This is a genomic window from Paraglaciecola sp. (genome assembly GCF_039964565.1).
Classification (GTDB): Bacteria; Pseudomonadota; Gammaproteobacteria; order Enterobacterales; family Alteromonadaceae; genus Paraglaciecola.
Window position 1 is genome coordinate 328418 of record NZ_JBDVXF010000045.1, and the last position, 15262, is coordinate 343679.

General features: G+C 41.6%; 11 protein-coding genes. 1 reads left to right on the plus strand and 10 read right to left on the minus strand.

The window, feature by feature from the left end:
* Positions 1-155 precede the first annotated feature (155 nt).
* Positions 156-521 carry a helix-turn-helix transcriptional regulator gene (locus ABJK37_RS23115; RefSeq protein WP_348358733.1) on the plus strand — a complete coding sequence of 122 codons (366 nt, stop codon included), beginning with the start codon at positions 156-158 and terminating at the stop codon, positions 519-521.
* A 5-nt stretch (positions 522-526) separates the two neighbouring features.
* Here the strand turns inward: ABJK37_RS23115 and ABJK37_RS23120 are convergent, their stop codons facing one another.
* The 10 genes from ABJK37_RS23120 to ABJK37_RS23165 all read right to left on the minus strand — a co-directional run bounded on the left by ABJK37_RS23120 (position 527) and on the right by ABJK37_RS23165 (position 15255).
* Positions 527-805, minus strand: a complete 279-nt coding sequence (locus ABJK37_RS23120; RefSeq protein WP_348358735.1) for a hypothetical protein — start codon at positions 803-805, stop codon at positions 527-529.
* Between the two features lie 133 nt (positions 806-938).
* On the minus strand, positions 939-3728 hold the full coding sequence (locus ABJK37_RS23125; protein WP_348358737.1) for a serine/threonine-protein kinase: 2790 nt from the start codon (positions 3726-3728) through the stop codon (positions 939-941).
* A 21-nt stretch (positions 3729-3749) separates the two neighbouring features.
* Entirely contained in the window at positions 3750-4355 is a 606-nt protein-coding gene (locus tag ABJK37_RS23130) for an ECF-type sigma factor (RefSeq protein WP_348358739.1), read from the minus strand.
* Positions 4356-4654: 299 nt separating this feature from the next.
* Positions 4655-6871, minus strand: coding sequence for a molybdopterin cofactor-binding domain-containing protein (locus ABJK37_RS23135; protein WP_348358741.1), 2217 nt, complete (start codon positions 6869-6871; stop codon positions 4655-4657).
* Position 6872: 1 nt separating this feature from the next.
* A complete protein-coding gene (locus ABJK37_RS23140; protein ID WP_348358743.1) occupies positions 6873-7340 on the minus strand; it encodes a (2Fe-2S)-binding protein in 468 nt (155 codons plus the stop codon).
* A gap of 88 nt (positions 7341-7428) precedes the next feature.
* Entirely contained in the window at positions 7429-10722 is a 3294-nt protein-coding gene (locus ABJK37_RS23145) for a PDZ domain-containing protein (RefSeq protein ID WP_348358745.1), read from the minus strand.
* A gap of 87 nt (positions 10723-10809) precedes the next feature.
* Entirely contained in the window at positions 10810-12051 is a 1242-nt protein-coding gene (locus ABJK37_RS23150) for an ABC transporter permease (RefSeq protein WP_348358747.1), read from the minus strand.
* Positions 12048-13265 carry an efflux RND transporter periplasmic adaptor subunit gene (locus ABJK37_RS23155; RefSeq protein WP_348358749.1) on the minus strand — a complete coding sequence of 406 codons (1218 nt, stop codon included), beginning with the start codon at positions 13263-13265 and terminating at the stop codon, positions 12048-12050. The genes ABJK37_RS23150 and ABJK37_RS23155 overlap by 4 nt, the downstream gene beginning before the upstream one ends.
* A complete protein-coding gene (locus tag ABJK37_RS23160) occupies positions 13262-14257 on the minus strand; it encodes an efflux RND transporter periplasmic adaptor subunit (RefSeq protein ID WP_348358751.1) in 996 nt (331 codons plus the stop codon). The genes ABJK37_RS23155 and ABJK37_RS23160 overlap by 4 nt, the downstream gene beginning before the upstream one ends.
* Complete coding sequence (locus ABJK37_RS23165) at positions 14254-15255, minus strand: HlyD family efflux transporter periplasmic adaptor subunit (protein ID WP_348358753.1); 1002 nt, start codon at positions 15253-15255, stop codon at positions 14254-14256. The genes ABJK37_RS23160 and ABJK37_RS23165 overlap by 4 nt, the downstream gene beginning before the upstream one ends.
* Positions 15256-15262 lie beyond the last annotated feature (7 nt).

Here is a 15262-nt window from a genome sequence, read left to right on the forward strand (position 1 = left end):
TTTATTAGAACACTGTGTTGAAAAACAAACCTTCCCTGTAGCGCGCATTAAAAAAATTAATTATTTTTTGGAAAAATTGCTGAGGGTTTCTTGGATCGTTTTAAATCAGGGAATAAGCAGAATAGAGCCATTGTTTATTTAGCAGTATTGACACCATGGCAAAACCTAAACGATTTACGACCGATGAGTTTACTCAGAAATTAGATCAGGAGATTGGCAGGCTTATTGAAACCAAACAATCTGGCAGAGAGTTAATTCAAACAGATATTCAAGTTAACGATATAGCCTTAGCATTTGGTGTTAACACTGCAACAATACGACGCTGGTGCAAAGAGCATACTGCCCTTTCTCCTCGCCAATACCTGGCGATATATAGAATGGAACGGGCAAAACAGTTTCTTAGGTTAGGGCTAAAGCCCGCAAAAATATCAACAAAACTTGCATTTACTGAGCATAAAGTTTTTTGTGCTGTTTTTAAACGTTATGAGAAAATTTCCCCTTCGAAATTCAATACATTGTAAGTTCGTTAGAGCATAAGATTTTCTGAATTTTTGCTAAAAGAGTCTACGACAGCTTTTGCTTGTATTGTGTCCCTATGTTCTTTTCCAAGTTTGATATGTAAAAAACCATAGGCCATTACCACCATTGAGTGTGCTTTTTGAGACTGGTTGTTTTCAGCATACAATTGAGTTAATAAGGTTCTAAATTTATTGGTTAAAGGATGTTCATCACCTAAATACTTAACAGTGTATTGGTTGGCTACATTACTATTGCTATACAATAAAACCGAATGTCTTTCTGGCATGGTTTATCTTTAATCTCTCAGCGTTACTCAAAATACTCCCAGTCTAAATGTTAATCAAATGCGCCGTTAAGTATATTAATAAGCCAATCAAACCTTGCAAATGGTTGGCACGATTAATAAAACGCTGCCGCCGTTATAAAAACTTAATCGCTTGGTTAACGATGATTTCGGCACGTTTTGTTTCTGCATGCTCAGCACCGACTAAATTCAGTTGAAAGTCGTAGGCTGGCTTAGCTAGGTCATAGGCCTCCTGATAAAAACCTTGTGCCAACAACAAATCAGCTAAAATTCGTTTGTATCCAAAGGTACTAAAGTTTTGTTCACCATAGCCGGCAACCGCAATATCTATGGCTTTATTAATGTCTAAAACAGCAAGGTCAAGTTGCTTTAAGGAGCGGTAAGTTAAAGCTCGTTGAGCATAAAAACCCGATATTGAGGGATGTCCTGCTGGATAAATTTTTAACGCTATTTGCATTGCCTCCGACAGTAGCTCGAGTGCTTGCTGATTGGCGCCTTTGAATCGTTTTACTCTGGCCAATGCTTTTAAACTATTCACAACACTTCGCGATTCATAACCATATGCAACTAATCGAATTTTATGCCTTTTTTGATAGAGTAATTCTGCTTTGTCGTACGCTTGTTGTTCAACTGCAATATTGCCTAAATTTCCATACAAAGACGCCACGTGAGTTTGGTCCACGCTCTCGGCACTTAGGGCTATAGATAACGCTTGATTAAAGTACCCTTCTCCTTGCTCAAATTCACCGATATGTTTATATAAAACCCCAAGACCGTTGTACAAATTAACAAACTTACTGTGCCCCTCAGGCAAAAAACTCATAAAAACTTGTTCAGCTTCAAGTAGCGCAGCTATTGCCCCTTTGGGCTGTGATAAATCTTTGAGCGCATGTGCCTTATTAAATAATGAGTCGACATATTCATAACCACTATAAGGGGCATGTTGTTTGTGTATCGCTATGGATTTATTGGCAAACTCTAAAGCTAATGGGTAATCACCCGAGGTATGATAGAAATACGATAATAGGTTGTAATTAACCCCAGTAGTGGGATGTCCTTCACCAAATATTTGTTCATCTAAGGCTACTAATTTTTGGTAATACTGTTCTGCTTGGTCGAGTTGGTCTAATTCTTCTAACGCACTGCCATAGCTGAAATACACAGTAGACAACAAGGCATGGTCATCAACCTTGGCGGCTTGATACGTTTCTAATGCTTGCTTAGCAAAATGTTCAGCTTGCTGATAATCCGGCAAATCAAAAAATATCCCGCTTAGTTGAATATAAGCTGACACCTGATACTTAGGATTATTGCTGGCTAACGCAAATTGTTGGTAGCTTCGATTGGTTGCTTGCGCTACGTCAAATTGTCTTAGTTTACGATGGATCGAAGTTTTTAAACTATATAACTCGGCTAATAACTGCTCATTGTTACGCAGCGGTGCTTGCTCTAACGCTTGCCCCACTTTAGTTATTGCCAATGGGTAATCTAACGCTTGTTGAGCTAGTTGAGCCTGCAAATACAATTGTTCAACCGCTATTTGAGGTTCGGGTTGTACCACACTGTTTAGTAACTTTTGGCTTTTTTCAAACGCGCCTACTCCAAGCATGGCTTTGGCTAATGCTATAGAGACTCGGTTTTTACTGGCTGTAGATAAACTACTTTTCTCGGCAATTTTATTACTCGCTTGCGTTAGCAGTGCTTCTACCGTTATGGCTTTATTTTGATGCTCGTAGGGTGACGATTGCTCAAAAACATTCTCTAAAAACTGTACCGATTGGTCGGCTACTTGTTTTTCAATCAATATTTGTCGATATTGCCATAACAACGCACTGCTGCTGACTATTAAGGTAATTAAGAAAGCCGCTAAACTGACACTGGATTTGGGGTTTCTTTTAATCGTTTTTTTTAAACGATATCGATAATTGGATTGGATGCTTACCAGTGCTCGTCCTTGAATTAATCTATCAATTTCTTGCTCTAACGTTGCCACAGAGGAGAATTGCTGGGTTTGGTTATCTGATAAGGTTTTGTCCAATAACGCCTGCTTTTCAATCTTAGCTATAGCCTGGTTTATCAGCAGCTCGTTCAACAGTTTGCCTAAAGCATAGATATCGGTCGCGACTGTTAATGATTTGTTTGCTCGCTGTTCTGGACTAGCATAATCTCGACTTGCCGCGCTTAAACTGCCGCTTTGTTCCGCTTGGTCTAAATGGCGGGCTATACCAAAATCCATGAGTTTTGGATTGCCATGGCTATCAACCAAAATATTTGAGGGTTTGATATCTGCATGGATAATCATGTTTTGATGAGCTATTTGCACCGCTTGGCAAACTTTTTGAAATAGCTTAAGTCTTGCCGTTAAATTTAGTTTTTGTTGCTGACAATATTGGTTAATTGGCACACCATCTACATACTCCATCACCATATAAGGTAAGTCATTGTCTGTGGTATCAATGGTTATGATTGACGCAATATTAGGGTGGTCTAAATTGGCCAGATGCTGGGCTTCTTTTTGTAAAAAGTCTTGCCCAGATAAAGCCACGATAGAAGGCAAAACAAATTTGATTGCTACTCTTTGTTGCAGTTGCTGGTCATTTCTTTCACCTAGGTACACTGTACCCATACCGCCCTGCCCTAACTTAGCCACTAATTTATAAATGCCAATTTGTTTGCCAACTAGTTGCTGAATAATTTGATCGTCTACCAACCCCCCCGCTTGATCAGTGATTAATTGGCTAAATTGAGTTTGTTGCTGATTTTTATAGTGCGCGGCGATTAGGGCGCACACATCTATATAAACAGACTCATCGATATCATGCATTGCAGACAAATTTTGCTGCATATGCTGTTCGTCTAGTTCAAGAAGATGCTGAAATAACGCAAACGGATTTGTTGTAATCAAAATAAAACTCTCAAATACAATTTAAAAGGCTTGGAACTGGGTACGAAGATAGGCTTTTGCTGTTGATAATTCAGTGTAGATAGTCGACTTCTCGATGTTTAACGCGCTAGTCATTTGCTCAATATCATGACCTAAAAAGTAATGCATTAATGCCACTTTGTATGATCGAGGTGAGAGTTTCTCCAATTTAGACAGTGCTCTGTCAAATGTTAAAAATGTCTCTGGGCCGTCGGGTAAGGATAAGAATTCTGTTACTCGATGTTCGCCTTTGGTTCGTTTTTGCGCAGATTTGGCTTTGAGGTCATCGAGTAACATCCACCTGACAAATGAGGCAAGGGAAAGCAAAAATTGCTCTTTGTTATCAAATATTTCTTTTGGTGGTGTAAGACTAGCTAATACTTCATGTAGTAATGATGTAGTGTTGGGTAGTTGATCAATTAATTGCTCGGAGGGGCTCTTTTTTGCCTTATCACCAATCTGTTTTTTGACAATACCTTTAAGATGGTAATAAACAATACTGCGCAATTGGTTTGCACTATCTAAATCATTGTTTATTACCCAGCTATTTAATATTTCAGTAAAAGGTTGCACTTCTTCTTTGCTGAGACTTGCCTGTTGCTGACTCATTTTTATTCTTCTTATTACAGCGATTACTTATTTTTATACTCGCGAAGCCATAAGCTTCGCACCGAAAGTACTGCAAAAATAGTGACCAGTGAATTCTTCGAATAATTCGGTCTATTGCAATCAATATAATTTTATAGCACATAACCCAATGAATCATAAGATTTTTTTAATACACCAGCTCAACCACTGGACTTTAGATAGCAATTTTTCACACACCTTCTTGTAGTCATTTGATTAAAATCAGGCCAAAAAAATGCCGCTAGGTTTAGCTAGCAGCATTTTTTAAATTGTACTGATTATTACATCGACATAGGTTTAAAGGGTAAGTCTCTGTAACGTTTACCCGAGGCGGCAAAAACTGCATTAGCCAATGCGGGCGCAAAGGGTCCTAAACCGGGTTCACCTAAACCTGTGGGTTTGTAGTCATTTTCCATGAAGTGCACGTTTACTTGGGGCATTTCATTGATCCTAAGCACGGGATAGTTGTGAAAGTTGGAGTTCACTACTGCGCCCTCTCTAAAGATCACTTCGGTGCGTAATGATAAAGACATGCCCATTACTACCGCCCCTTCCATTTGCGCGGTAGCGCTGTCTGTATTGAGGACTTGGCCGCAGTCGACTATCGCGTCGACTTCTAACACTTTTATGTCGTCACCGTTAACTTCGACTCGCACTGCCATGGCCACATAAGAGTTAAAACTAAAGTGTACCGCTATCCCTAAACCTTGATTGCTAGGTAATGCTGCGCGATTGCCCCAGTTGCTCTTTTTGGCTGCCATAGCTAATGCGGCTTTAGAACGGGCCACTTGTTCTGCTTGTTCAGGATTTTTGTTGTTGTCGTAAATGCTGTTCAACAAACTAACGGTATCCGTTTTACTCGCATGGGCGAGTTCATCGGCAGCGCTACCAAAGGCAAAGCCATAAAATATGGCATACACTGCTCGATACCAACCAATTCGTGTATGAGCTTTGGCTTCGCCTGTTTCACTGCGATAGTTGGCAATGCCAAAAGGATGGTTATCTACGTCACCTAGATTATTGGCAGGGGCTCTATCAAGTGATGGGTCAAACAATGAGGCAATAGCTGGAAAAGCAGCGCGGTGCAACCAGCCTGTTACATTGCCATCTTTATCTAATGAAGCTTCAATGTGCTGGGCACTGATTGAATGATAATAACCAGTACGCATGTCTTCTTCGCGAGACCATGTCAGTTGCACAGGAGCATTCACAGCTTGGGACAATACAGCGGCTTCGTGAACGTAGTCACACTTAAATTTACGTCCAAACGCGCCACCAGCCATAGTCACATTGACCATGATGTCTCTCGGCTCCCGTTTCAAATATTGCGCTAGGACTTTTTGAATATCACCAGGACTTTGCGTGGCAGCCCATACTTCACAACTGTCTTTTTGTACCCATACAACGGAAGCATTCGGCTCCATAGGAGAATGAGATAAATGCCCGCCCGTATAAGTGGCCTTCACCACATGTTCGGCTTCGGCAAAGGCTTTTTCAATATTGCCACGTTCGGCAGCCAATTGAGCAGGGCTTTCTACGTTTTTCACTAGTTGCGCTTTATACGCCTTAGTGTCATAACTTTGGTGCTCACCTAAATCCCATTCTATTTTTAGTTTTTTAAGGGCTTGTTGCGCCGTCCATGTATTGTCTGCCACTACGGCTACGCCACCAAGTGAGCCAAATGGCACTTCAAATCTGGGGATTTCAACAACATCGATTACGCCCTTAACTTGCATAGCTGCGGTTTTATCGACACTTTTGAGTTTACCGCCCATAACTGGGCAATGGGTAATAGCCGCATATTTTAACCCCGGCATCTTGGTGTCTACGCCATAGGTTAATTGACCCACCACTATGTCACCTTGGTTATGTCTAGCTAAATCTTTACCTATGTACTTGTAATCTTTTTTCTCTTTTAAGGTCACACTGTCTGGAACTGGTTGATCGGCAGCAAGACTAGCCAATTCGCCGTAACCGAGTTTTTGTTGATTGTTGTTATTGATAACAAAATGGTTATCAGCCTTGCATTCTGATGCCGGTACACCCCAAACTTTGGCGGCAGCGGCCACTAACATAACTTTTGCTGCGGCTCCTGCTTCACGCATGGGAATATACATAGTACGAATACTGGCCGAGCCTCCGGTCGCTTGAGGCCCATATTTTTCTTCGTTACCTTCACCTTGTTCAATACTGACTCGAGTCCAATCAGCATCGAGCTCGTCAGCTACCGCTGCTGGCAACGCGGTACTAATACCTTGCCCCATTTCACAACGTCCACAGTAAAGTAGGGTGTCGCCATTGTCGGCTATATGAATAAACGCATTGGGATTAAACGTATTGTCTTCACCCATCTTTATACCGGCAATAGTCTTTTGAGGTAAACTTATACCTAAGACTAAACCACCTGCAGCAATGCCTGAGCTTTTAAGAAATTGTCGACGACTCTGATTAGAAACGGTTTTTTTATTTGAAGAAGGAAGTGGGTTCGCAATACTCATGTTAGGCCTCCTTGTACATTTCATCAGCGGCATCAACTACTGCCTGTTTAATACGCTGGTAAGTGCCGCAGCGACAAATATTACCTTGCATAGCACTATCGATATCTTCACTACTGGGCTTTTTATTCGTTGCTAAAAAGCTAGCAGCATTCATGATCTGCCCTGCCTGACAATATCCACATTGCGGCACTTTGTTAGCAATCCAAGCTTTTTGCAGCGGATGATCACCATTTTCTGATAAACCTTCAATAGTAGTAATTGTTTTACCGGCTGCGGCTGAAACCGGCATCAAACAAGAACGTGTTGCTTGGCCATCGATATGCACAGTGCAGGCACCACATAACCCCATTCCGCAGCCGAATTTAGTGCCGGTTAGCTCAAGTCTGTCTCGCAAAAACCACAGTAAGGGCATTTCGCCGTCTACATCGATAGGATAACTTTTGTCATTAATCTTAATACTCTGACTCATCACTCTCTCCGCTTAACTGGTCTGTAGGCTGAATCGATTAGCTGAATCTGCCTGGTTACTTTGTTTACACCGCTAGCCACATATAAGTTTAGCCTTGGACTGCTGGTGTTGAATATCTAGGTGGTTGTATTGGTTTGCTTTTAATTTTCTTCAACTGCTTCATTAATTCTTGTACGCCTCTGAGCAGTTGTGGATCCTCTCCTTTAGCTAGAGATTTCGCATCTTGGTATACCTCAATATCTGGGGCAATCCCAAAATTTTCCGCTACCCACTTATTGTTTCGAGGGTCAAATACTGCATTATCTGGCGCGGTAAGAGCACCACCATCAACCAAGGCATAATGCACCGATGACTTCACTAACCCACCCCAAGTACGCGCACCAATTAACTTGCCGATTTTTTGTTGACGAAACGCCCAAGGAAAATAATCACCGCCAGAGCCAGCCAGCTCATTGATCAATAACACTTTAGGGCCGCTTATCCCAGCAGGTAACACCAGCGGTTTCCCATTAGGCACTTCATTAGTAAGAGCCCCGCGAAGTTTGCGACTCATCAGATCCACCATGTAGTCATCTAAATAACCACCGCCGTTGAATCGTTCGTCAATCACTACCCCTAACTTGTCTTGTTGAGCAAAGAAATACCGATTAAACGAAACAAAACCTGGTTGGGCAGTGTTAGGAACCCATATGTAGGCCAATTTGCCATCTGATAATTTATCTACCAAACGACGATTATCTTCTACCCATGCTCTTTGTCTTAAGAAATTTTCATTTCCCGTTGGTTTAACTGTTATTTGCCAAGCGTCGCTAAATTTAGATTTATCATTAATATGCAACACAGTTTGTTGACCAACTGTACCGTCTAAAAACTCATAAGGGTTATCTGAGCTAGTTAACTCGTTACCATTAACACCAACTAAATATTGCCCTTCAGCCACTTTTAAACTAGGCTGATCCAAGGGACCTTTTAGTTTCGGATTCCAACTTTCGGCAGTAAATATTCGACTAAGCTGCCAACGCCCGTCTTTAGGGCTTAAATCTGCGCCTAATAAACCAGCACTGGCTTTTTCTGTTTTGGGAAAGTCGCCGCCAAACACAAAACTGTGACCTACGGATAATTCACCGTTTACCATATCCAATAAATAGCTCAGATCAGCCCGATGTTTGATATGTTCCACTAAGGGTTCGTAACGACTAAATACTTCATTCCAATCACGGCCGTGCATATTTTTATCGTAGAAATAATCTCGCTGATAACGCCATGCCTCTACAAACATTTGACGCCACTCTTTTTGGCGATCCAGCTTCATCATTAGCTTAGTATCCAAAGGCTTTTCTGTTTTAGCTTTGGATGTATCGGCGTCCACCACAAACCATTTAGGACCTTGCTTAACTAACATTTTTTTGTGGTTTGCCGAGATACTGGCTGATTGGATTCCTGCGATAAAGGGCTCTGCTTCACGACTTTTTAAGTCAAACTTTAGTAACTCAACGTCTCTGTTTTCACCTTGCTTTTTGGCAAAAAACACCGTTCCTTCTGGAGCCGTTAGAGTAAATGCATAATTTCCAGCAGGCATCGGGAGCGGTAAAATGCGTCTTTCAATATTATCGAAATCTATTTTGATTAACTCTACTGAGTCTTTTGCTGATTCTTTTTCGTCACTCCCACTTTTTGCCGAAGCACTGTCTTCGGTTGACTCTTCATGGTCGTTTTCAGACGTGTCTTTTCTAGATTCTTCAATATCTTCCTCATCACTGCGCGGGGCAAATGGTGAAACTTCATCTGCCAATAAACTCACAACATACGGAGCATATTCTGCCTCAGCAGACATTGAGCTGGTATTGGCCCAACCACTATTCAAACCGTAATCGGTGCTGGCTAAGAAATACAAATATTTACTATTTTGATCCCAAGCTGGTGACAATGAATTGGCAAATTTATTAGTTAAAAAATGCGTTTTTTGACTGTCTATTGAGTAAATTTTAATTTGCTGAAAACTGTTATCAGCGGTTTTAACATAGGCTAAATGGTTGGAGTCGGGTGACCAAGCTAAGTCGTTTCGCCCACGCTCTAAATTGTTGCCACCCACATCAATAGTTTTAATGTTTCTCGTGGCCAACTCTAGCAAACGAATCCGCACATCATCGTCTACAAAAGCGATATATTTGCCATCAGGAGACCATGTTGGCTCCCATGCCATTTTTGATTCACCTATCGCGATCGATTCTAGCTGTGACAGACCATCTTGAGACTGCAACATCAGTTGATAACCTTGCTTACCTTTATCAGAAAACCAAGCAATTTTATCGCCTTTAGGTGACCAAATAGGTGCTCTGTCAGCAGCATCAGATGATTGGGTTAGATTACGTACGCTGCCATGTTCAATAGGCACCGTAAATATTTCACCTCGAGAGGCCATGACCACGCGTTTACCAGAGGGTGAAAGTGAAGCAGCGTTTGCTTTTTCTCCCACATCTTGCCATTTGGTTTCAGCCCACGGGAAATCACCAATTAGATTAATAGATAATTTTTGCAATTGTTTAGAGGCTAAATCAAAGGTAAACAAATCACCGTTTTGTTCTAATACGAGCTGTTTACCGTTAGTGCTTAATTGTTTGACATCAGCGTTCTTAAATTCGGTGATTTGTTTGAGTCTTTTTCGTTTTACAGAGTAAGACCAAACATTCGAAACCCAATCTCTGTCTGATAAGAAATAAACCGTGTCGTTCACCCAAACAGGTTCGATATCTATGGTTGAGTCGCTGTCGATCATCGTTTCTTTCAGCGTGTCTAAATCAATCACCACTAAAGGGGTATTTTGGCCACCTCGATAATTCCGCCATTCACCATCCCAACGAGACATACGATCAATAACCATTTTTTTGCCATCGCCAGAATACGCGCCATTATATGCCCATTGGTTGAGTACTAACCCAGCTGAGCCGCCATTGACGGGGATAGTCCATAAACGATTGATAGGCCTTGGCGCAGTGTCGCGGCCAGACGCAAAAAGTATCTTTTGCCCATCAGGGGTCCATCCACGTACACTGCCTCCAGATGCGTGCCACGACAATCTGGTAGCTTGACCACCTGCGGTGGGCATGACGTAAACAGAGTCAGTTCCGGAGCGATTCGATGAAAACGCAATAGTTTTACCGTCGGGAGAAAAATGGGGATGACTTTCAACCGCTGCAGTACTGGTAAGCCTTTTAGTATTTTTGCCCGATAAATCAGTAATCCAAATATCAGCTGCATGTACAAATACGATATGGCTATCGCTTATACTAGGTTGTCGCAACAGACGGGTTTCTTGGGCAAAAGACTGTGGCAATATAAACCAGCTGGCCACAACTAATAGCCAAGGTAAAAACTTAATCATTCGGAGTTCCTTTTGATGATGAGCACTAAAAAGTCAAAGTTAGTGGCTTAGGTTACATTGTCACTGTACATTTTTACGCCACTTAGCTCAATCGCTGTGCAACGCATCAATGGGATTCAGTTGCGAGGCTTTGATTGCCGGATAAACCCCAAACCCTATACCTACAGCCATACAAATGGTTAAAGACAATACGATTGCTACAACTGACCAACTCACTGCCCAACCGGAATAAAAACCTATGACTTCAGATAGAATCAAACCAAAGGCAATGCCTAACAAACCTCCCAATACCGAAATAGTAAAACTTTCAGCAATAAACTGCATTCTGATGTTTTTTTGAGTCGCCCCAACTGCGCGGAGCAGGCCAATTTCTTTGGTTCGCTCCAAAACGTTAGCTAGCATGATATTCATGATGCCAATCCCCCCAACCAACAAAGAAATGCCTGCTACACAAGCCATCACAATATTGAATATTTGTTGGGTTTGTTTTTGTTGCGCTAACAAAGCGGCAGGAATAACCAATTGATAATCGTCTGCTTCACCATGGCGCAACATAAACAAATGAGACACAGCTTTTGCTGCCACTACAGGGTCCGTACCCTCAGAAACCTTTAACTTCACCAAATCTAATTCACTGGCTAATGCCGGGCTACTAAGCTTTTTGATACTGGTGTTAAGAGGCACAAAAATGCGCGCGCTGTCACCGCCAATTTTTACGCCTTGAAATTCTTCTTTATCGAAAAATGGATTATTCAACACACCTACGACCTGTAACCATAGATGATTCACTTTTAAGAATTGGCCCACCGCTTCGGTACCTTGAAACAATTGTTCAGCTGCATTGGCACCAATAACCGCTACTTGCGCCACATTCTTATCGTCTTGTTCTGTCAACAGTCGCCCAGATTTCACCTGCATATTAGACAACCTGAAATGGCTATCACTGACCCCTACCACTTTTAAATCGGCAGTACCTAAGTCACTGTACACCGATTGAGTTTTAATATGCCTTTCAGCACTGTAATCCTCAACGAAGGGCAAGGTTTGCCTCGCGGATTCTACATCTGCCAAGGTTAACCCTAACGACTCTTGACGTATTTCATTCAATTCATCGTCAGCAAATTGTTTAGCTTCAATGATCAAGTTTCGCAGCCCCATTGAATCAATCATTTTTAATGCTTGACGCTCGGCCCCCTCACCAATATTCAGCATCGCAATGACCGCACCAACACCAAATATCATACCCAACAAGGTTAACAATGTACGAAGTTTATGAGCCGCCATTTCACTGAGCGCATCAAGCACTAAAGGCATAAAACTATTATTCATGACTTACTCCCTGACGCAGCACCTGAGATACTTGAGGCATCATCTGGCACACTTAAAGCGATAATATCTCCGGAGCTCAAACCTTCTGTAATTTCTACAAAGTAAAGATTTTTCTCTGCGGTTTTCACTGGACGCCGAATGAAGTTATTGCCATCTTTTAGATACACATAATTTTCACTTTTTTCATTGAATATAGCCTGTAAAGGAATAACTATTTTAGACTGCGAATCGGTGACACTCACTGACGCAGAGACCTTAGCGCCTGGTTGCAATAAAGCAGATTGTGCATTTATCGAGACAACTAACTCAAAATACTTAGTGGGATTACCGCGTTTTATGGTGCGTGAAAACCCTGAGACAGATAACACTTCGCCTGTGAGTTTTTCTTCTGGGTATGCGTCTAGGGTCAAATTCACCTTCTGCCCAATCTCTAGATTGATTGCATTTTTATCTAACACATTTATCTTAGCTTGCATCTCTTCTAAGTTAGGGATCTTGGCAATAGTGCTACCTGGGAATACAGTTTGCCCTATACTTGGTTTTTCACCTCTCCAGTTTTTTTCATAAACCAACATGCCATCATAAGGAGCCAATACTTCTAACTGTGAAAGTGCGGTTTGATGTTGCTGGAATTTGGCTTGATGACCTCCTTTACGTATATCCAAAACGTCCAATGCACTTTGATTTCTGTCATCTATGCTGCTTTCTTTCCACTCGATAAACTCTTCTTTTGCCCCAAGATAATCTCGGTTTGACAAGGTATCGATAATTTCAATTTTGGAATACAGTCTTAAATCGTCTATGGCAAAGGTATCGACAAAGTTAAATTCTTTACCAACCAGAATTTTGTCAGAGTTCAATTCATTTTGCTGCTGGTTTTCTTGGGCATATTGCTGGCGCATATCCATGTCTAACAGCATCATCTCCAATTCTTCTTCACGGCTATCAAGCAGCAACTGTTCTGCGTCAAAACGCGCGACCACTTGCCCCTTTTTAACCCAACTATTTTCTTCTGCGAGCCAGTCAATGGTCATAGGACTGCGCCCCGGGGAATTGATTCTTTCGGCTTGCGCAGCCTCAAGTTCACCTACAGCTGGAATAACTACCGCAAATTCTTTTTGTGCCACTTGATATAAAGGCACGCTAGATTGCGGCGACTCACCGCAAGCGACTAACAACATGCCACATATACTCAGTAAAAGTCTGTTCTTCATGAATCCACAACCTCTACTTTTGCTTTCATACCAGGACGCATCACATCAGGCCTGTTTTCACCCAATTCAATTTGCGCATCAAATATCACTTTAGGATTATTGGTTGATTTCGGATAAAAAGCCTGGCCTAACTTAGAAATTTTGCCCATATATGACATTTCCGGATACGCCTCAAAAATAACTCTTACCTCTTGACCTTCTTTAAGCTTGGATTTATCCGGCTCCGAGAATTCCGCTTTTAGCGCGATTGCATCGAGAGATGGTAATTGCATTAAACTACGCCCCATATAAACGGTTTCTCCCACCGCTACTTTTTCGCCACTACCATTTTCTTGGTACATCACTAATCCATCTTTAGGGGCTTTTACACTAAGTTTGACAATTTCCTGTTGGATCCGATTTACCCTACTTTGCATAATATTTATTTTGCCTTGAGATACTTTTTCGTTAATCAACATTGCCTTTTTATGATGAGACAACTTTTGCTTGGCTTGGGCTAGCCCTTCTTTTTGATAACGAAAATCAGCTTGCTGCTTCAGGCGTTCGATATTTGAGCTGGATGCATCTACAATCTCGGCTTTACGTTTAGCCTTTTGGAATTCCATTTCAGCTTCGGCTAGTTTTAGCATTAAATCTTGTGTGGTCGCTTCATCTTTCAACTTGTCACTTTCTGCCTTTTTTATTTCTGCGTCGAGTTGACTTTGTCTGCCAATCAAATCATTTTTTACTCGCTGTCCATCAAATACGATTATCACTTCGCCTTTTTTAACCAGCTTATTTTCAGGTGCCATTTGTTGAATTTTGTATTGCCACATCCGTGATATATTGGGTGGGCCAATAGTGGCATTTTTAAGAGAGATAAGTTCTGCGGAAGCGGTCACTTTTGGGGTATCAGTTTTGTGTTCCACCGCTTTTTGCTCTTCTTCACACGCCACCAACAAAACACCACTTATACCCAGAATAAATTTGAAAACATAGGCTGCAACTTTCATATCGCTAACTCCGTAATAGGTTGACCCTGTTGTACCAAGTTTTGATGTTGTAATTTCACTCGTACACTCATACCCGGAAAAATTGCTTGTTGCGGCGCTTCGGCAAAACCTAACTCCACACGATAGTATGCGCTGTCACTCCATTGACTTTTTTGCTCTGCCTGACTCGATACCGAAATGATCTTTCCTTGATAAGATTGATTTGGATAGGCATCTAAGGTCAATTCAAAGGTACTTTTTTGTAAATCGATTCGAGCCGCATCAATCTCATGTAACCAAGCAGAAACCTGATAAGTCGAAGCAGCTTGCACAGTTAACACTTCCCAGCTGGCCTGAATATTCATACCTGCAGCCACTTTTTGCGCCATCCACTGGTGCATAGCATGAGTAACAGGGCCAGACACTTTGGCTCTCACACTTAATTTTTCAAGTTGACTGCGTTGATAGGCGATTTGCTCTTTTAGTTTCAGGATCTCGATATTTTTCTTGTCTAACTCAATCTTTTGCTCTTCTAACTTAAGCTTATAGTTTTCTTGGGCTTTTATTTTCGCGGTGATAGCTTTTTCATATTCAATGACATTTTTGCCTTTCTCGTAAGCACTCACCTCTCCGTCTGGTACAGAGGCTTCGATACGTGTTTTTTCAACCATGATATTAGCTAATTTTAGTGCACCATTTGCCTCTAAGACCGCTTGCCCCTTGTCCATTTCCAGTTTTAATAATTCTAAAACATCGGTTTCAAGTTTTTCCTCATTCACTTCTAGCTGCGATTCGATTCCACCCGAATCAAACACCACTACTAAATCACCTTCGTTTACTATCGTGCCTTCTTCGATCATCCACTGGATCTGCACCTGCCAACGATTAGTTTTAGGTGCCGTAACTAAATGATATTTTGAAGATGAAATGATCCCAGTTAGCAAAGTGACTTGGTCGTCGGCTTGAGCATAGCTGGCAATTGTAAGACTAAATGCAATGAGAAAATTCTTTAATGACATGGGTTTA